Raw genomic sequence first — 19,512 nt, 5'->3', positions numbered from 1 at the left:
GTCCGTCTCCTTGTCGTGACGGACTCTACCAAATTTTGGAGGAAGTTAAGGGGCTCAGGTCAGTTGCCATCGGCCAAGGTAATGAGATGCCTCCTTCGGGTTGCCAGACTTCGGGTACTGCTTGCCAGGCAAATTCTTCGTATATCTCGCCATGTCTGTGGGTAACGAGAGACAACCGCCAGGATCGGAGGTTCTCTTTGATGACCATAACCATGTGAATTAGCCGAGCAATCTCCGCGTCGTCGGTTCGAAGAGAGACTCCAACGTCACCGGGCGGCTCAGGACACCCTGCGACTGACACTGCTCCAGATATCCCTCCAGCAGCGCGCGGTTCGGTTCTATGCCATAGGGCAGGGGATCGTCACCACGGTCGAGTATCCGATCATGCATTCGATCAATATCAGTGGGGGCCTCGATTTCTCCCGCGCGCAACTGATCAACATAGATTTTCTTGGATTCTGTGAACGCTTCAAACAGCGCAACAGGCAATTCCGGATGACGCGCCAACACATCGTTGCGCACAACGATCAGATGGTTGATCGGATAGTGTCCGCGCTGATCGTATGCCCGGAGACCAGCCTCCATACCATTGGAGTGCAATGGAACTATATCGGTATACTGCTCGGGAATGTCCTGCGGAAAGAATCCGACCGTGGCGGGCAGCACACCTGTCTGAAGATCCTCTCTCAGGCTGCGCCCTTCCTTGATGTGCCGAACATTTTCGGGCAGACGATAATCTGCAACATGCTCATCGCTGGATAACACCCAGTTGACCCGGCTGGGGTTCAGTCCATGTTCTTTGGCGAGAATTTCGCGTGCCCACACACCTGTTGTGACGGTATATCCACGATCCACCCCTACGTCCCGGCCTTCAAGTTGTTGGGGGTCGGTGATGCCGGCGTTCCTGTTGAACAGGATCGCGCCGTGGTGAAACTCGCGAACGAGAAAAATTGGCAGCGCCGTGAATTGCGCACCGTATTCCCGCGCAACGACATAGGTCGTCAGCGCCAACTCACTGATCTCGAATTTGTTTTCCCGGACCATGCTCCGGAAAGCGCCCTTCATTGCCGCCTCATCATGGATAGTGAGGTCAAATCCATTCACTTTCACTGTGCCATTGAGAAGTGGAGCGACATTACCCTGCAAGCGCAGACAAATGTTGAGTTTGGAGTCTTCCATTGGCCGTACCTTTCCCATTTCGCCCTACCGGACCGGAATGAGGTTTCCGGTCCGGATGGAGGCGCCACACGTTCCTGCCGGCACGTTCCTCGGCCACGGCAGATTCTGTTTGGCGTTAGATTTGCTATCCGAATGTAAAGGAGTCGTGGTAGGCGCCCTGGACGCTTCCGCCGGTGATCGGCGCACCGCCGGGCACATAGACGGTCTTGCCTAGAACCGCTGCCGTCGCGCCATGCAGGCCATGCCGTGGAACCGGCATGGGAGCGACTGTCTCCCACCTGTCGGTTTCAGGATCGTAGGCCTCATTGGCTTCAAACACCAGGCCACGCGCCTCTCCACCGAACGCCAGTATCTTGCCGTTCACATAGGCCACACAGTGCCCACTGCGAATGGTTGGCATTTCGGTTCGGAACGACCACGTCAGGCTTTCGGGATCAAAGACTGAATGCAGACCGGTGTTGAAATCGTAGGAATCCTTGCGTCCGCCGATGCAGTGAATCTTCCCGTTCACCACCACCGCTCCCATGTGGCAGCGTTGTCCGGCGAACGGCTGCGTCGGAGTCGATCCACGCATATCATTGAGCAGCTGATAGGTCTTGGTTTCCGGATCGTAGATCTCATGCCAATCGACTGACCTGACGTTGCGGCCGCCGAGCAAGTGTATCTGTCCATTCAGTTCCACCGCCGAGATGGCACCGCGCGGTCGCAGCAGGTTCGGAATGCGTTCCCATTCGTCCGCGTCGGCATCATAGACAAAGCAGTTGGAATGCGGGCAACGGTTCTGCTCGATAAAGCCGCCGAAGCTGTATATCCGCTTGCCGATAACAGCCATGCTCAGATGGTTGCAGGCATAGGGTATGGGTGCTTTCAGTGTCCATTCGCCGGTCGCCGGATCGAACACCTGATGGTAATCGCTGTTAACCTTACCGCGGGCGTAGCCGCCGATGACATGAACCTTCCCGTCGCATGCAATAACCCCCATTTCGGCGGTTGCTATCGGCATTCGGGCTTCTTCTTTCCAGACCCCCATGTTGCGGGCATTTGGAATGGGATCGAGCTTGGGCTGGGAAACGCCTTGCGGGATGCTTGTAATCGTTGGATCAAACAATCCGGAAAACAGCGGATCGACCTGCGAATGGTTAATTGTATCAGGCATTGAGATCTCCTTTATTGCACCTTGTCGAGCAGGGAGAACGTGCTGGGATCAAAGACCTCTTCCGGCGTCAGATGGCGGCCAGTCAAACCGTCGCCATGGGCGTATCTCAGCATGTGCTCGATTTCATGTCGGCTCTCTTTAAAGCCGTAATTCCAAATATTTCCGCCCATCAGGCTCTGCACTTCGGCTGCAGTTTCGGCTATCCAGGGAAGCGTCAGGCGAAGAATATTTACCTGTTTCATATCGTCGAGAGCCAAGGCCTTCGCTCTGACAAAGGCGTTGAATATCTCTGCAGGTAGCCATGGGTGCTGGTCGACCAGGCTTTGCCGAACAACAACACAATGCATTATCGGGAATGCGCCGGTCTTGCGAAAATAATCCTTTTCCGCGCTTGGATAATCGGGGAAAAGTCGCGCAACCCGGCTGTCTCCATTTGTGAAGGACGAGGGCGGCTTTGTCGCTATCAGCGCATCAAGACGACCATCGGTCAGCATGCCGTTGAGCGTCTCCGTCGCCGGTATCGGGCTGAGGCTGATTTCTTCGGGCAGGTCGAGCTTCAACCGCTCTCCGCCGCCAGGGGCCTCCAATCCGCCATTCATCCAGGTCACATCCTGACTGCGCACTCCGTACTCATCAGTAAGTATACCGCGCACCCACAGGCCGACTGTTTGTTGGAATTGTTGGACTCCGAACCGGCATCCGCGCAGATCTTCCGGCTTTTTGATTCCGCTTTTGGTGTTGATATAGATGGCTGAATGGCGAAAGCTTCGAGACAGGAATACCGGCAGCGCGACGTACTCGCGAACGCCCCGGTCGACCTGAATAAGGTGGCTGGACATTGACATTTCGGCGATGTCAAAGGCCTGGTCCTCAAGCACCTGGCGAAAAATGGTCTGGGTCACCCCGGGAAGCGGGATCACGTCACATCCGCTGATACGAACCCGCGCGTCCAGGATCGGAGCGGCCCGGTCGGTTTGCGTGCATGCCAGCGAGAGCGCAAGCTTGGTCATTTGAGGTTCCCTGATAAATTTCTGCGTGCACGAACAACCAGTGCCGACGCCGAACGCCTGATCCTTTAAGTAAAGACAATTCTGTATGCTATGACGCTGAAAAAATAGGTGCAAACCGTGACCAATTAGGGCATTGGTCAGCCTATGAGCAAATACCGTATCTCCGAAGCTGTCGAAAGATTGCGAACCTATATCGACGCACAGGACCTGGCCCTGAACGAACGGATTCCGCCTGAGCGCTTGCTATGCATAGAGCTTGGACTGACCCGGGCTGGTCTTCGCTCGGCGATGAGCGTGCTGGAAAGTGAGGGCCGGGTCTGGAGACAGGTCGGGCGCGGGACGTTTATTGGAGCCCGGTCGGTCCTGAACCTGTCTGAGGTCCGCTACCTTAGTGGAATTACGACACCGGATGAGATAGCGGATGCCCGGTTGATCATTGAGCCTGAACTGGCTCGGCTAGCAGCCGAGAATGCTGTTTCGAGCGACCACAAGGAACTGCGACGGTGTTACAAGCGCTGCTCCGAGGCAACGGATTGGCGTGCTTTTGAAGCGTGGGACAACCGGTTCCACAGTGCGATCGCGACTGCGACCAGAAATAAATTGCTGATGACGGTGTTTGAAACTCTGAACGCCGTGAGGCGCTCATACGTATGGCAAACGCAACGTTCGGATTCCAAACCTTCAGCGAATTTCGTCACCGTTGACGAGCATAATGAGATTTGTCAGGCGATCCTGAGGAAAAAGCCTGATGAAGCGGCGGATGCGATGCGCGCGCATCTGTTGTCAGTGCGCAAGCGGTTGATCCTTCGCGATGCGGAGGAGTAGATGTTCGACCGGGATCTCAAAATTGCGGTGCCCGCGATCGCTTGAGTACAATCAGCAGGAGCGGCGCTCCCGCTTTCGCCGCTACGGCCAGACTTCCTGCAAGGGTGTCTGAAGGTCGTCTTCAGTCATCGGCTGCACCAACCGTCTGGCTCGATCGCATCTGCCGGCGGCTTATGCGCAACCGACCGGTTGCGGCAGCTTTTTCAGCCCGCTTGTGCTTCGGGCAGCCGGAAGCAGCATATAGATGGCTGATCTCGTCCCGGATGTGCGAGATCAGTGCTAGGAAATCAGCGACATTCGGGGGTGATGCGTTTGCAAGGGGGATGGATGCGGGATAACCACCGGATGACCATGATCAGACGCAGCCTCATATCCGCCATGAAGACACGTTTTTACACCCTTGCCTGCGTTCCGCTGTCCGCCCGGCGCCACGCTGTCCGTTGGCCGGTCGCGCCATGCCCTGCTGTTTCTTGTTTCCCCGCTAGGAAGTTGCCATGAAGTTTCGCTTTCCCATCGTCATCATTGATGAAGATTTTCGTTCCGAGAACTCGTCGGGCCTGGGTATTCGGGCTATGGCCCAGGCCATCGAAAACGAAGGCTTCGAGGTGTTGGGGGTGACAGGCTACGGCGACCTGTCGCAATTCGCGCAGCAGCAATCGCGCGCCAGTGCGTTCGTGCTGTCGATTGATGACGAGGAATTCAGCTCCGGGCCGGACCTGGACCCTGCGGTGCTCAACCTGCGCAATTTCATCGAGGAAGTGCGCTGGAAAAATGCCGACGTGCCGATCTACATCTACGGGGAAACCAAGACCAGCCGCCATTTGCCCAACGACATTCTGCGCGAGTTGCACGGCTTCATTCACATGTTCGAGGACACGCCGGAATTCGTTGCGCGGCACATCATCCGTGAAGCCAAGAGCTATCTCGAAGGCATCAAGCCACCGTTCTTCAAGGCGTTGCTCAATTATGCCGAGGATGGCTCCTATTCCTGGCACTGCCCCGGACACTCGGGCGGCGTCGCGTTTCTCAAAAGCCCGATCGGGCAGATGTACCACCAGTTCTACGGTGAAAACATGCTGCGCGCCGATGTCTGCAATTCGGTCGAAGAGCTGGGCCAGCTGCTCGACCACAACGGCGCCATCGGTGCATCGGAGCGCAACGCGGCGCGGATTTTCAACGCCGACCATTGCTTCTTCGTCACCAACGGCACCTCGACATCGAACAAGATGGTCTGGCACCACACCGTGGCGCCCGGAGACGTGGTGGTGGTGGACCGCAATTGCCACAAGTCGATCCTGCACTCGATCATCATGACCGGATCTGTTCCGGTGTTCCTGAAGCCGACGCGCAACCACCACGGCATCATTGGCCCCATCCCGCAGAGCGCCTTCGAGGTCGGGTCCATCCAGGAGAAGATCCGCGCCAACCCGCTGCTTGAAGGCGTTGACGCCGACACAATCAGGCCGCGAATCATGACGCTGACGCAGTCGACCTATGACGGTGTTCTCTACAACACCGAGACCATCAAGGATCTGCTCGACGGCTATGTCGCCAACCTCCACTTTGACGAGGCCTGGCTGCCGCACGCGTCCTTTCATCCGTTTTACGGAAGTTTCCATTCGATGGGCCGCAAGCGGGCGCGGCCGATGCATTCGGTCACCTATGCGACGCAATCGATCCACAAGCTGCTGGCCGGCATCAGTCAGGCCAGCCATGTGCTGGTGCAGGACAGCCAGGACACCAAGCTCGATCGCCATCTGTTCAACGAAGCCTATCTGATGCACACCTCGACCAGCCCGCAATATTCCATCATCGCCAGTTGCGATGTGGCTGCCGCGATGATGGAACCGCCTGGCGGCACGGCGCTGGTCGAGGAAAGCCTCGCCGAGGCGCTCGATTTCCGCCGGGCGATGCGCAAGGTCGACGACGAGTTCGGCGAGGATGACTGGTGGTTCGAGGTCTGGGGCCCGCCCGTCGAGCTTGAGGAGGAAGGCATTGGCGACACGACGGATTGGGTGCTCAAGCGGACGGATGCCGATGGCGTGCAGTCATCCGATGGCGAGGATTCCTGGCACGGGTTTGGCGACATGGCGCCGGGCTTCAACATGCTCGACCCGATCAAGGCGACGTTGATCACACCCGGTCTGAATCTCGATGGGCGGTTCGAGGAGACGGGCATTCCCGCTTCGATCGTGACCAAATATCTGGCCGAGCACGGCGTGGTGGTGGAGAAGACCGGCCTCTACAGCTTCTTCATCATGTTCACCATTGGCATCACAAAGGGCCGCTGGAATTCGCTGCTGACCGAGTTGCAGCAGTTCAAGGACGACTACGACCAGAACCAGCCGATGTGGCGTGTCATGCCGGAGTTCTGCACCAAACAGCCGCGCTACGAGATGATGGGCCTGCGCGATTTGTGTCAGCATGTGCACTCGCTCTACGCCAAATATGATGTCGCGATTCTGACCACCAACATGTATCTGAGCGATCATACGCCGGCGATGAAGCCCAGCGATGCGTTTGCCCATATTGCCCACCGCACCACACAGCGGGTGCCGATCGACGCGCTTGAGGGCCGTATCACCACCAGCCTGGTGACACCCTACCCGCCGGGAATTCCGCTGCTGATCCCTGGCGAGGTCTTCAACTCCGAGATCGTCGAATATCTGAAGTTCAACCGAGAGTTCGCCCGCGAATGCCCCGGCTTTGAGACCGATATCCATGGCCTGGTGCAGGAGGTTGGCAGCGATGGGGTGGCGGCCTATTTCGCGGATTGTGTGGCGACGTAAGCTGGACATCGGCAGCCCCATTTCTCTCGTGGCGCTGGGCTATGGAGTGGCGGTCAATCTGGCCGGCTTCGGCCTGTTGGGCTGGGACAAGAGCTGCGCCTTTCGTGGCCGTCGACGGGTGCCGGAAGCGCGGCTGTTGAGCGTGGCGGCGCTCGGCGGGGCACCGGCCATGCTGCTGGGCCGATGGCTGCTGCGGCACAAGACGAAAAAGCAGCCTTTCGCAACCTATCTCACCACCATCTTCAGCATCCAGGTTCTGGTCGCCATTGCGCTGTTGCTGCTGATGCTTGGCCGGCAGGATTGGCGCTCCAGCCTTTTCCTGACATAGGCGTCACCGGCGTGACCCGGCGGTTTTACCTCCTGCCGGGGTTGCCTGGAGGGGCCGGGTTTGCTCTGACTGCGGTGGCAGGCTGGAAATCAGAGGGTGACGGGAGGCAATCGATGACCACGAATTTGTTCAATCTCGAGGGCAAGAGGGCGCTCGTGACCGGATCATCCCAGGGCATCGGCCTGGCGCTGGCACGTGGACTGATGCAGGCGGGGGCGGAGATCGTGCTCAATGGCCGCGAGACCGGCAAGCTGGACGCGGCGGCGGCAGCGTTGCGTGACGAGGGAGGCTCGGTCCGCAGCCTGATCTTCGATGTCACTGATCATGCGGCGGTGCGGTCGGCGGTGGATGGCTTTGAGACAGAGATCGGACCGATCGACATTCTGGTCAACAATGCCGGCATGCAACACCGCGGGCCGCTCGACGAGTTTCCCGCAGAGGCGTTTGAAAACCTGCTGCAGACCAATGTCGCCAGCGTGTTTCATGTCGGCCAGGCGGTGGCGCGGCACATGATCCGCCGCGGCGCCGGCAAGATCGTCAATATCTGCTCGGTCCAGACCGCACTCGCCCGTCCCGGAATTGCCCCTTACACCGCCACCAAGGGGGCGGTTGCCAACCTCACCAAGGGAATGGCCACCGATTGGGCCAGGCACGGACTGCAGTGCAATGGTCTGGCTCCGGGCTATTTCGACACGCCGCTCAATGCGGCGCTGGTCAAGGATGCGGCGTTCAGCGACTGGCTTGCCAAGCGGACGCCGGCGGGCCGTTGGGGCAAGGTCGAGGAACTGGTCGGGGCCTGCGTTTTTCTCTCCTCGGAGGCTTCGTCTTTCGTCAATGGCACGGTCATTTTTGTCGATGGCGGCATAACCGCCTCGCTGTAACCTCGCCGCCGTCAGGTGGTGTCGCGGCTGGCGATGAAGTGCTCAATCCGTTCGGCATTGTCGCGGGCAAGGGTGCCGTCCTCGTGCAGGGTGTTGTTCTCAAAGCCGATGCGGATTTTGCCGCCCAGCCGTTCGGCAGCGCGCAGACATGCCGATTCGGAGCGACCGAAGGCGCAGATTGCCCAGTCGGGCTGTTCGGCCAGCTGCGGCAGCAGGTTGAGAAACGACGGGAGGGTTTCGGGCCGGCTCGGAACCGCGTGGCCGTACCGGCCAAGCACGAACAGCATTTGCAGCCGTCCGGCCGGCAGCCGCCCCTGGTCACGCAGCGACAGCAGATGGGCAAGGTCGTCGGGCGAATAGAGGATGTGCTGAACCGCGACACCGCTTTCGCCGCACCAGCGGTAGAAATGCTCGACCTCGGTGTCCCATCCCTGCGATGTCATTTCCGCCAGTGATACCGAAACCGATCGGGGGCGGAGCGCAAGGACCAGGCGCCGCTGCTCTATCGGCGTATACCGGCCAACAGCTTCGGTGGTGATCTGATGAACCATGTCCGGAACGACCTGGGCCAGCTCCGCAAGCAGTTCCCGGTATAGCCCCTCATCCAGCGTATGGTTGCCGTCCTTGTCGCGGACATGGGCATGAATTCCGTCTGCGCCAGCGTGGGCGCAGGCACGCGCAGTGGAGACAATCTGAGCAATGGTTTCCGGCAGCGCCGGATGATCGGTTTTCCTCAGACGGGCTCCATTCGGCGCGACCATGATGGCGGGCAGCGGTGCGAGAGCGGGTGTGGCTTCAGGCGTCATGGTGGCGGACCAATGCAGATGAAGGGGTGAAGCTATCAAAACGATGGCGGCGTGCAGGCGCTGATGACCACGCATTCTGCGTCACCGGTGTTGTGGAAGCGATGCGGCGTGCGGCTTGCAAACAGATAGGCGTCTCCAGGGCCGAGCAGGGCGGTCTGGTCGCCGACAGTCACTTCAATGCTGCCTGCAACCACGATTCCCGCCTCCTCGCCATTGTGGCTGTAGAGGGCTGCGCCGGTGCTGCTGCCGGGCGGGTAGCGTTCATACAGCATCTGGATCGCCGAATCCCGGCCGTTGCCGACCTGTCGCAAGGACAGGTTGGAGACGTCACCGCTGTTTCTGGCAATGAATGCATTTGGATTGAGCTCGCGCAGCTCGCTGGCCCGAAAGAACACCTGTTTGGCGCCGGCGCTTTCACCGGAGAAAAACTCGGACATGCTCATCGGGATCGCATCGAGAATGCGCTTCAGGGACGAGACGCTGGGACTGGTCGAGTTGCCTTCGATTTGGGAGATCATGCCATTGGTCACGCCCGATTTGCGCGCAAGCTCTCGCTGTGACATTTGCTGCGAAACGCGCACGGCTTTCAGTCGCTGACCAATGTTGAGGGTCGGCTCAGGTGAAGCTGTCATGTATTCTCCTGTCTATCCAGCTTGGCCTTGTGCCGCATCGCCTCAAAATATGAAGGTATATTCAACGGGGTTGCGCAATATATTAAACGCCTCTACGATTAAATCAATCAGCAAGATAAGTTCATTGAGGTCTTGAGCGGAAGTACAGACCCCTCTTCATGGGTGTCTGGATATATTTGAGGTAGCTCTGAGGCCGTAAAGGATGAATACTGCCTGTGTTGCGAGAGGCTGCGGGCGGCAAATGCGACGACTTTGATAGGGAGAAGAAACATGAAGCATGTCAGAAATCTCATTGTTGCGGGCGCCATGGCGATGGCGATTTCGCCTTCGGTTGCCGAAGACAAGTTCATCACCATCGGCACCGGTGGCCAGACCGGTGTCTATTATGTGGTTGGTCAGTCGATCTGCCGTCTGGTCAATCGCGGCACCGCCGAGCACAATCTCAAATGCACGGCGCCATCGACCGGTGGCTCGATCGCAAACATCAATGCGATTGCGGCCGGCGACATGGATATGGGCGTCGCCCAGTCCGACTGGCAGTTCCATGCCTATAATGGCAGCTCGAAATTCGAGGGCAATCAGGTCGAGAAGCTTCGCGCGGTGTTTTCCGTTCATGGCGAACCGTTCACCGTGATCGCGCGCGCCGATGCCGGAATTTCCAGTTTCGACGATCTCAAGGGCAAGCGGGTCAATGTCGGCAATCCGGGATCGGGACAGCTTGCGACCATGGAAGTGGTGCTCGGTGCCAAGGGCTGGACCATGGGCGACTTCTCGCTGGCTTCGGAGCTGAAGCCGGCAGAGCAGGCCGCCGCACTTGGCGATAACAAGGTCGATGCGATCATCTACACCGTCGGCCATCCGAATGGCTCGATCCAGGAAGCCACCTCGACCGTCGAAGCCAAGCTGGTGCCGGTTACCGGTGAAGCCATCGACAAGCTGGTCGCCGACAACGCGTTTTATGCCAAGGCGACAATTCCGGGCGGGATGTATCCCGGCACTCCGGACGACGTCGAGACCTTTGGGGTGAAAGCCACCTTTGTCACCTCCGCTGATGTTGGTGATGACGTGGTCTACCAGGTGGTCAAGGCAGTGTTCGACAATTTCGACCGCTTCAAGGGCCTGCATCCGGCCTTTGCCAACCTCAAGGAAGAGGACATGATTACGGGTGGACTGTCTGCACCGCTGCATTCCGGTGCTGTGAAATACTACACGGAACGCGGCTGGATGTAACCGGCCCTGCTGACCTGAAAGGGTTGGCCGTCTGAATTGGCAAGGGCGCCTGTGACCCCGCGCCCTTGCCAGAAACTAGATGTTCCGCAGCGCAGAGGTAGTCGACCCGGAATCGGGCGGCGGAGGGGAATTCATGGCAGGCACAAAAAGTACTCACTCAACCGATGCCACCGCAGAGCACGGGCTGTCGCAAGCGGAACTGGACGCGCTGGTCGCCTCGTCTGACACCGGTGCGCGCGGCACAACCGGTGCTGTCGGCAAATTCATCATGCTTGTCGCGCTGTTCTGGTCGCTGTTTCAGCTCTGGTTTGCGTCCCCGCTTCCGTTCGTGATCGGCTTTGGCGTCTTCAATGACACCGAAGCGCGCTCCATTCATCTGGCGTTTGCCATCTTCCTCGCTTTCGCGGCGTTTCCGGCGGACCGGACAAGGTTTCAACTCGGACTCGGAATGGCGGTTCCGCTGGTGCTTGCAGCGCTGTTCATGATCTCGTCGAAGGATGGCACCCCGGTGTGGTGGATTCCGCTGGTGGCGATTGCCGTTTCGGGCGCGGTGTATCTCGGGTCTTACCGTGACCGGATTCCTTCCTGGGAATGGGCCATGGCTGTCGCCGGCGCCATGGCGGCGCTTTATCTCTATTTCTTCTATCGTGACATCTCGAGCCGCGTCGGCGCACCGATCATCCAGGATTTCGTGGTCGCGGTGATCGGCATCCTGCTGCTGCTGGAGGCAACCCGCCGCTCGCTGGGTGCCGCCCTGATGATCGTCGCATCGGTGTTCCTGGCTTACACGGTGCTCGGACCGTATATGCCCGATATCATTGCCCACAAGGGCAACAATCTGTCGGAAATCGTCAACCACCAGTGGATCACCACCGAAGGTGTGTTCGGCATCGCGCTGGGCGTTTCCACGTCCTTCGTGTTTCTGTTCGTGCTGTTCGGCTCGTTGCTTGATCGCGCCGGCGCCGGCAATTACTTCATTCAAGTGGCGTTCAGCCTGATGGGGCACATGAGGGGCGGGCCTGCAAAGGCCGCCGTGGTTTCATCGGCGATGACCGGCCTGATCTCGGGCTCTTCCATTGCCAATGTGGTGACCACCGGCACATTCACCATTCCGCTGATGAAAAAGGTCGGCTTTTCGGCCGAGAAGGCGGGAGCGGTCGAGGTCGCATCTTCCGTCAATGGTCAGATCATGCCGCCGGTGATGGGCGCTGCGGCCTTCCTGATGGTTGAGTATGTCGGCATTCCCTATTTCGATGTGGTCAAGCATGCGTTCCTTCCCGCGGTGATTTCCTACATCGCGCTGGTCTACATTGTGCATCTCGAGGCGATGAAGGCCGGGATGGAGGGGTTGCCCCGCGCCTACACCCCCAAGCCCATTGTTCAGCGCCTGATCGGCATTGCCTTCACCATCGCCGCGATCTGTGCCGTTTCGTTCGCCGTCTATTACGGCATGGGCTGGCTGCGCCCGGCATTCCCGGTCGCCGCACCCTACATCGTTTTCGTGCTGATCTCGGCCGCCTATGTCGCCTTGGTGCGGGTGGCATCGAAAGAGCCGCCGCTCGAGCTGGATGATCCGAATGAAGCGGTCACGCGGCTGCCCTTGCCCGGGCCCACGGTCCGCTCGGGCCTGCATTACATTCTGCCGGTCGTGGTGCTGGTCTGGGCGCTGATGGTCGACCGCCTGTCTCCGGGCCTGTCGGCCTTCTGGGCGACCTCCTATATGGTCTTCATTCTGCTGACCCAACGGCCTTTGATGGCGTTCTTCCGCGGAAACAGCCAAATCGCAACGGCCGTGCGCCAGGGCTGGAATGACCTGATCGACGGACTGGTGGTCGGGGCGCGCAACATGATCGGCATCGGCATTGCCACCGCCACCGCCGGCATCATTGTCGGAACTGTGAGCCAGACCGGTGTCGGATCCTCGCTTGCCGATGTGGTCGAGGTTCTCTCGGGCGGCAATATCATGGCGATCCTGTTCCTCACCGCCATTCTCTCGCTGATTCTGGGGATGGGCCTGCCGACAACGGCGAACTACATCGTGGTCTCGGCATTGCTGGCGCCGGTGATTGTCACGCTGGGACAGCAGAACGGTCTGCTGGTGCCACTGATCGCGGTGCACCTGTTCGTGTTCTACTTCGGCATCATGGCTGACGTCACACCTCCGGTTGGCCTGGCAAGTTTTGCAGCCGCGGCGGTGTCGGGTGGGGATCCGATCAGAACCGGGGTGGTCGCATTTTTCTACAGCCTGCGTACCGCTGCCTTGCCGTTTCTGTTCATCTTCAACACAGAATTGCTGCTGATCAATGTCACCTGGCTGCAAGGCCTGTTTGTCTTCTGTGTGGCGACGGTGGCGATGCTGTTGTTCGCGGCGGCCACGCAAGGATGGTTCCTTGTCCGCAACCGCATGTATGAATCGGCGATTCTGCTGCTGATTGCCTTCACCCTGTTCCGGCCCGGGTTCTTCATGGACATGATCTTCCCGCCGTATCTGGAAAAGGATCCTGCTGAAATCATCGAAGCTGCGGCAGACACGGCAAGCGGCGAGTCGTTGCGAATAAAGGTCGCCGGCGTCAATGATCTTGGCGATCCGATCGCGTTTGTGGCTCTGCTGCCGATAGCAGACGGGGCAACAGGAGAAGAAAAGCTCGCCAATGCCGGCCTCACCTTCCGCCAGGACGGCGACAAGATGATGATTGACGACGTGGCATTTGGATCGGCTGCATCTGACGCAGGCCTGGACTGGGATCAGCAGGTGTTGCGTGTGCTCAAACCTGTGGAGGTTCCAAGCAAGTACTGGATGTTCATTCCGGCGCTATTGGCTCTGGCCATGGTCGTGATGGTGCAGCGGCGGCGATCCCCGGTTTCCGCTTCCCTGATTGCTGCGTGATCCGAACCAGGAGAAATCACCATGTTCAAGAAAATTCTTGTCACCATCGACCCGGCTCACAAGCCGTCGTGGGAACTGGCGTTGCCGAAGGCCGTGGAACTGGCCAAAGCCAGCGGGGGCGTGGTGCACGTGCTCGCGGTGGTTCCGGAAGTTCCGTCGGCGCTGGTCGCGGGCTTTCTGCCAAAAGGCTTTGAAACGGACGCGGTCAAAGACGCCAAGACCCTGGTTGCAAAGATCGCCGAAACGGAAATCGGCTCCTCCGCCGACTACCGGGTCCACGTCGTCCTCGGGGTTGTGCATGATGAAATCCTCAAAGCCATCGGCAGGTTCGGCGCGGATCTTGTTGTGATGGCCAGTCATTCACCGGACCGGGTCCGGGAATTTCTGGTGGGCTCGCAGGCCGACCGTGTCGTGCGGCGTTCGCCGGTCTCGGTTCTGGTCGTTCGCGGCTAGGTGCGCAGCCGCGCCATTCGCTCTGGGCGAAACCGGCCCTTTATCCTGATCCACGGAGTTCGCCGACATGACACCTTTCGCAATCGCCGGCATCCAGATGTATGTCAATGCCGTTGAGCCAAATGTCGACGCCATGTTGCACAAGCTCGATGTGGTGATGGCGAGGTTTCCCTGGACCCAGATGGTGGTGTTCAGCGAACTGGCGGCGTTCGGGCCGTTGTCGCGATTTGCGCAACCGCTGCTCAATGACACCATCGAGCGGTTTCAGGCGGCGGCGCGGCGCTACAATGTCTGGGTGATTCCGGGGTCGATGTTCGAACAGGCGGACGATGGATTGATCTACAACACCGCCACGGTGATCAGCCCGGACGGCGCCATCGTTTCGCACTACCGGAAGATGTTCCCTTTTCTTCCCTATGAGGTGGGAATTGCGGGAGGGTCCGAATTCTGTATCTTCGATGTGCCCGGTGTCGGCCGGTTTGGCCTCTCGATCTGCTACGATATCTGGTTTCCGGAGACGACGCGCCACTTGACCAGCATGGGGGTCGAAGTCCTCATTCATCCGGTGCTGACCGGTACCATTGACCGGTCGACCGAGATTGCGATTGCGCAAGCCACCGCGGCGCAATTCCAATGTTACATCTTTGACATCAACGGCCTGGGCGCCGGCGGCATTGGCCAGTCCTGCGTGGTTTCGCCCTCGGCAACAATCCTGCACCGGTCGATGGCAGGGGAGGATATGTTCCCCGTCGAAATTGATTTCGACCAGGTGCGGCGCCAGCGGGAAACCGGGTTCATGGGACTGGGCCAGGTGCTCAAAAGCTTCCGCGACCGCGCCGTCGACTTTCCCGTCTACGACCGGGCCAGCGGCGTCGACGCCTATCTGCACAGCCTGGGCAAACTCGAAACGCCCGGTCAGGGATCGAAGGCCGGGCTGCCGCAACCGGTTGTGCCGGCAAGCGATCCGCTTTCTCCATCGCCCGAATCGGAAGCCGTTCCAGGGACGGGACTACCGCTTGGCGCAGACAAGTCGGGAACGGAATAAGACCAGACGACGTCAAGAGCCCACGAGAGAACCGGAGATCTGGCAGAAGACCGAGCAACCGAAAAGGACACATCGATGCAATCAATGAGCGATTACTACTCTGCGGTTCAGCTCCGGACTGATCGATGGAGCGCCTTGCGGGAAGCGCTGGATCTGCTCAAGCGGGAGCCCGATGGCCGCAAGGCCAAGGCGACGCGGGCCAGGATCAGCGAACTCTACGAATCGCTGTCGCTGATTGAAGCCTACTGGGCATTTCCGGGCGTGGCGGCCTTTTCCCACATGCACCGGCAATATGATAACGGCAATATCGATGACGCGGCGTTCAGCGTTCACCGGGTAACCAGAGCGCTGACCACAGGCGCCTACCGCCGCCGCCATGTGCCGCTGGATCGCGATGTCGCGGATGTCGAGGACAGTGAAGACGAAGCCGTGCTGTCGCCCGAGGCCAGAGCGCTGACCAAGCCCTATTTCGAGGTGATGATCGTCGACGATCTCAACGAGCATCAGGAACGCTGGCACAGGAACAGCCTGCACGCGATGCGGCGCGCCGATGATCCATTTATCTATGAATCGGTGGTGGTGCCGAGCCTTCAGGACGCGCTTATCGGTATCCTGTTCAATCACAACATCCAGGCCATCATTGTGCGGCCGGGTCTGAAGCTCGAATCCAAGGTCGAATTGCCGATCCTCACACGCTATCTCAACCGCGCCGGCGGGATCGACGAGATAGACGAGATCACTCCGGAAGACTACGGTCCGGAGCTGTGCCGACTGATCGGAAGAGTGCGCCCCGAGCTGGATGCCTATCTGGTGACCGACCGATCGGTCGAGGCCATCGCCGGGCTCGATCTGGGCATTTGCCGGCGTGTCTTCTACAACCAGGAAGACTTCATGGAGTTGCATCTGAACATCCTTCGCGGAGTTCAGGCGCGCAACAAGACCCCGTTCTTCACGGCGCTGAAGGAGTATTCCAAACAGCCTACCGGCGTGTTTCACGCGATGCCGATCAGCCGTGGCAAGTCGATTTCCCGGTCGCACTGGATTCAGGACATGGGCGCGTTTTACGGCCCCAATATCTTCATGGCCGAGACCTCGGCCACCAGCGGCGGTCTCGACAGCCTGCTTGAACCGCATGGCCCGATCAAGGAAGCGCAGGAACTGGCGGCCCGCGCCTTTGGCGCCAAGCAGACCTTCTTTTCCACCAACGGGACCTCGACGTGCAACAAGATCGTCGTTCAGGCGCTGGTGCGGCCGGGCGACATCGTGCTGGTCGACCGTGATTGCCACAAGTCGCATCACTACGGCATGGTGCTGGCCGGTGCCCAGGTGGTCTATCTCGACAGCTATCCGCTGAATGAATACTCGATGTATGGCGCGGTGCCGCTCAAGGAAATCAAGCACCAGCTGCTCAAGCTCAAGGCGGCCGGCAAGCTCGACCGGGTGCGGATGCTGCTTCTGACCAACTGCACCTTTGACGGCATCGTCTACAATGTCGAACGGGTGATGGAAGAGTGTCTCGCCATCAAGCCGGACCTGGTGTTCCTGTGGGACGAGGCATGGTTCGCATTTGCCCGGTTCGGCCCGACCTACAGGCAGCGGACCGGAATGCACGCCGCCAAGATCCTGCGCGACAAGTTGAAGACCCCGCACCACGTCAAACTTTATGAAAAGCAACAGGCCAGGCTCAAGGATGCGGATGAGGAGACGCTGCTGAAGACGCGTTTGCTGCCACCGCCAAATGCGCGGATCAGGGTCTATTCCACCCAGTCCACCCACAAGACGCTGACATCGCTGCGCCAGGGATCGATGATCCATGTCAATGATCAGGACTTCAAGGGGGAGGTCGAGCAGGCCTTCAACGAAGCCTACATGACACACACGTCAACTTCGCCGAACTACCAGATCATCGCGTCGCTGGACGTCGGACGCCGGCAGGTGGAGCTGGAGGGCTTCGAATTCGTGCAGCGACAGGTCGAGGCGGCGATGTCGATGCGCCGGGCGATCTCTACGCATCCGCTGCTGAAGAAGTATTTCAAGGTGCTGACGTCCGGCGACATGATTCCGGAGATCCACCGCGAAAGCGGAGTGTCGAGCTATTATGATCCGGATCAGGGCTGGACCGACATCTGGAATTGCTGGGAGAAGGATGAATTCGTTCTCGACGCCACCCGTGTGACCCTTGTGGTCGGCGGCACCGGTTGGGACGGCGATACCTTCAAGACCCAGATCCTGATGGACAAATACGGTATCCAGATCAACAAGACCTCGCGCAACACGGTCCTGTTCATGACCAATATCGGCACCACGCGGTCTTCGGTCGCCTATCTGATCGAGGTGCTGGTCGAGATCGCCAATGATCTGGACGACTTGCTCGATGACGCATCGCGGATGGAGCGGCTGAGCTTCGAGAAGCGGGTCAAGAACCTGATGCAGGACCTGCCGCCGCTGCCGGATTTCAGCCGGTTCCACGACGCCTTCCGGAGCGACACCGACACCATCGAAGGCGATATCAGGTCGGCTTTCTTTCTCAGCTACGATGACAAGAATTGCGATTATCTGGAACTTGATGGCTCCATCAATGATGTGATGGAGACCGGACGCGAAGTGGTCTCGGCGTCCTTCATCATCCCCTATCCGCCCGGGTTCCCGATTCTGGTGCCAGGGCAGGTGGTGTCGAGGGAGATCCTTGCCTTCATGCGCGCGCTCGATGTGAGCGAAATTCACGGCTACAGGCCGGATCTGGGATTGCGTGTGTTCACGCAGGAAGCCCTCGACCGCCATGCCGGTACCTATTTGGCAAACTCAACCAACAAAAAAGGGGACTAGCATGCCAAAAAAGATGCTGAAAAACATGTCGGAAATCCGCCGGTTCTTTCATCGCAACGAGGATCCGATCTATTTCATCTCAGCCACCAACTTCAACCTGCTCGGCATCGATGAATGGTGCAAGAACTTCAAATATATCTGTTATCTCGACTGCTATGACGGCCGCCATCCGAACGTGTTCTGCCCGTCCGAACAGCCGCATGCCGAGTTCCAGTCGATCGAGGACATCAACAACTACCTGCTGCAGCACAAGGAAGTCATCGACTTCATCAAGCGCCGCGGCGGCAACCCGAAATTCGTGTTCCTGATGTTCGACGAGGAGACCGAGCGGCTGGCCAATGAGCTGGGTGCGGCGGTCTGGTTTCCGAGCGCCAAGCTGCGCACCTCGATGGACAACAAGATCGAGACCGTGCGGATCGGCAACAAGGCCGGCGTTCCCTCGGTGCCGAATGTGCTGGCCGAAGTCACCTCCTACGAGAACCTGCGCGAGACCTGCGAGAGGGCCGGTATCGGCCATGACCTGGTGCTGCAGTCAGCCTTTGGCGACAGCGGCCACACAACCTTCTTCATCAAGTCGGAAGCCGATTTCCGCAGCCATGCCGACGAGATCATCGGCGAGGGCGAGATCAAGATCATGAAGCGGATCGATTGCCGCGGGTCGGCAATCGAGGCCTGCACCACGTCATCGGGAACCATTGTCGGCCCCCTGATGACCGAGCTTGTCGGCTTCAAGCAACTGACCCCTTACCGCGGCGGCTGGTGCGGCAACGAGATCTTCTCCACGGCGTTCCCCAAGAAGATCCGTGAAAAGGCCAGACAGCTCACCTTCAAGTTCGGCGAGCAGTTGCGCAAGGAAGGCTACAGCGGCTATTTCGAGCTCGATTTTCTCATCGACACGAAGAGCGGCGACATCTGGCTGGGCGAACTCAATCCGCGCATCACCGGCGCCAGTTCAATGACCAACCATGCGGCCTTCGCCCATGCCGATGCGCCGCTGTTCCTGTTCCATCTGCTGGATTTCTCCAAGGTCAAATTCCACCTCGACATCGCCGAGCTGAATTCGCGCTGGGCCGACCCGGACATGATCGACAGCTGGAGCCAGATGGTGGTCAAGCACACCGACGACACTGTCGACATCATCACAGAAGCGCCACAAACAGGCATCTACAAGATGCATGACGACGGTCGCGTGGTGTTTGACCGTTTCGATTATCACCGCCGGGCTGTGGAAAGCGAAAACGAGGCCTTCTTCCTGCGTATCCAGAAACCGGGCGATTATCGCTATGAAGGCGCCGATCTCGGAATTCTGGTCACACGCGGCCGCTCAATGACCAACAATTTCGTCCTCAACGATCGGGCCAAGAAATGGATTCACGGGATCAAGAGCGCCTTCGTGGCGACTCCGCTGCCGGCAGCCGATGTCGGGCCGGTGTTCTCCGAGCCTGCCTTCAAGATCCTGTAGACG

15 protein-coding genes are annotated in these 19,512 nt (G+C 59.1%); 10 read left to right on the top strand and 5 right to left on the bottom strand.

Annotated features, from left to right (window positions below):
• Positions 1-219: 219 nt before the first annotated feature.
• The 3 genes from PZ897_RS08325 to PZ897_RS08315 form a co-directional block, all read right to left on the bottom strand.
• Positions 220-1,179: a hypothetical protein gene (locus tag PZ897_RS08325; RefSeq protein WP_275751590.1), complete on the bottom strand. Its 960-nt coding sequence runs from the start codon at positions 1,177-1,179 to the stop codon at positions 220-222.
• Positions 1,180-1,303: 124 nt separating this feature from the next.
• The gene (locus PZ897_RS08320; RefSeq protein ID WP_275751589.1) at positions 1,304-2,335 is read right to left on the bottom strand and encodes a kelch repeat-containing protein; all 1,032 of its coding nucleotides are present in this window, start codon (positions 2,333-2,335) and stop codon (positions 1,304-1,306) included.
• A gap of 11 nt (positions 2,336-2,346) precedes the next feature.
• Entirely contained in the window at positions 2,347-3,345 is a 999-nt protein-coding gene (locus PZ897_RS08315; protein ID WP_275751587.1) for an ABC transporter substrate-binding protein, read from the bottom strand.
• Between the two features lie 144 nt (positions 3,346-3,489).
• On the opposite strand from PZ897_RS08315, the gene PZ897_RS08310 reads away from it, so the two are divergent.
• From PZ897_RS08310 to PZ897_RS08295, 4 genes are all read left to right on the top strand, one after another.
• Positions 3,490-4,170, top strand: coding sequence for an FCD domain-containing protein (locus tag PZ897_RS08310; RefSeq protein WP_275751586.1), 681 nt, complete (start codon positions 3,490-3,492; stop codon positions 4,168-4,170).
• 494 nt (positions 4,171-4,664) lie between these two features.
• On the top strand, positions 4,665-6,959 hold the full coding sequence (locus tag PZ897_RS08305; RefSeq protein ID WP_275751585.1) for an arginine/lysine/ornithine decarboxylase: 2,295 nt from the start codon (positions 4,665-4,667) through the stop codon (positions 6,957-6,959).
• A complete protein-coding gene (locus PZ897_RS08300) occupies positions 6,946-7,287 on the top strand; it encodes a DUF1294 domain-containing protein (RefSeq protein ID WP_275751583.1) in 342 nt (113 codons plus the stop codon). Before PZ897_RS08305 ends, PZ897_RS08300 begins: the two co-directional genes overlap by 14 nt.
• A 113-nt stretch (positions 7,288-7,400) precedes the next feature.
• Entirely contained in the window at positions 7,401-8,168 is a 768-nt protein-coding gene (locus PZ897_RS08295) for an SDR family oxidoreductase (protein ID WP_275751581.1), read from the top strand.
• An 11-nt stretch (positions 8,169-8,179) separates the two neighbouring features.
• On the opposite strand, the gene PZ897_RS08290 is transcribed toward PZ897_RS08295, so the two are convergent.
• Positions 8,180-8,974, bottom strand: a complete 795-nt coding sequence (locus tag PZ897_RS08290) for a 3-keto-5-aminohexanoate cleavage protein (RefSeq protein WP_275751579.1) — start codon at positions 8,972-8,974, stop codon at positions 8,180-8,182.
• 35 nt (positions 8,975-9,009) lie between these two features.
• Positions 9,010-9,606, bottom strand: a complete 597-nt coding sequence (locus PZ897_RS08285; protein WP_275751578.1) for a cupin domain-containing protein — start codon at positions 9,604-9,606, stop codon at positions 9,010-9,012.
• Between the two features lie 270 nt (positions 9,607-9,876).
• On the opposite strand from PZ897_RS08285, the gene PZ897_RS08280 reads away from it, so the two are divergent.
• From PZ897_RS08280 to PZ897_RS08255, 6 genes are all read left to right on the top strand, one after another.
• Positions 9,877-10,836 (top strand): TAXI family TRAP transporter solute-binding subunit, encoded by a 960-nt coding sequence (locus tag PZ897_RS08280; protein WP_275751576.1) that lies wholly within the window; start codon positions 9,877-9,879, stop codon positions 10,834-10,836.
• A 133-nt stretch (positions 10,837-10,969) separates the two neighbouring features.
• The gene (locus PZ897_RS08275) at positions 10,970-13,723 is read left to right on the top strand and encodes a TRAP transporter permease (RefSeq protein WP_275751575.1); all 2,754 of its coding nucleotides are present in this window, start codon (positions 10,970-10,972) and stop codon (positions 13,721-13,723) included.
• A gap of 21 nt (positions 13,724-13,744) precedes the next feature.
• Positions 13,745-14,176 carry a universal stress protein gene (locus PZ897_RS08270; RefSeq protein ID WP_275751574.1) on the top strand — a complete coding sequence of 144 codons (432 nt, stop codon included), beginning with the start codon at positions 13,745-13,747 and terminating at the stop codon, positions 14,174-14,176.
• Between the two features lie 67 nt (positions 14,177-14,243).
• Positions 14,244-15,221 carry a carbon-nitrogen hydrolase family protein gene (locus PZ897_RS08265; RefSeq protein ID WP_275751572.1) on the top strand — a complete coding sequence of 326 codons (978 nt, stop codon included), beginning with the start codon at positions 14,244-14,246 and terminating at the stop codon, positions 15,219-15,221.
• A gap of 75 nt (positions 15,222-15,296) precedes the next feature.
• Positions 15,297-18,047: an aminotransferase class I/II-fold pyridoxal phosphate-dependent enzyme gene (locus tag PZ897_RS08260; RefSeq protein ID WP_275751570.1), complete on the top strand. Its 2,751-nt coding sequence runs from the start codon at positions 15,297-15,299 to the stop codon at positions 18,045-18,047.
• Between the two features lies 1 nt (position 18,048).
• Complete coding sequence (locus PZ897_RS08255; protein ID WP_275751569.1) at positions 18,049-19,509, top strand: biotin carboxylase; 1,461 nt, start codon at positions 18,049-18,051, stop codon at positions 19,507-19,509.
• Positions 19,510-19,512 lie beyond the last annotated feature (3 nt).

Origin of the sequence: Hoeflea sp. YIM 152468, assembly GCF_029210485.1 — a bacterium.
GTDB lineage: Bacteria > Pseudomonadota > Alphaproteobacteria > Rhizobiales > Rhizobiaceae > Hoeflea.
The sequence above is the reverse complement of the archived record's forward strand: the minus strand, read 5'-3'. Positions and strand labels throughout refer to the sequence as shown.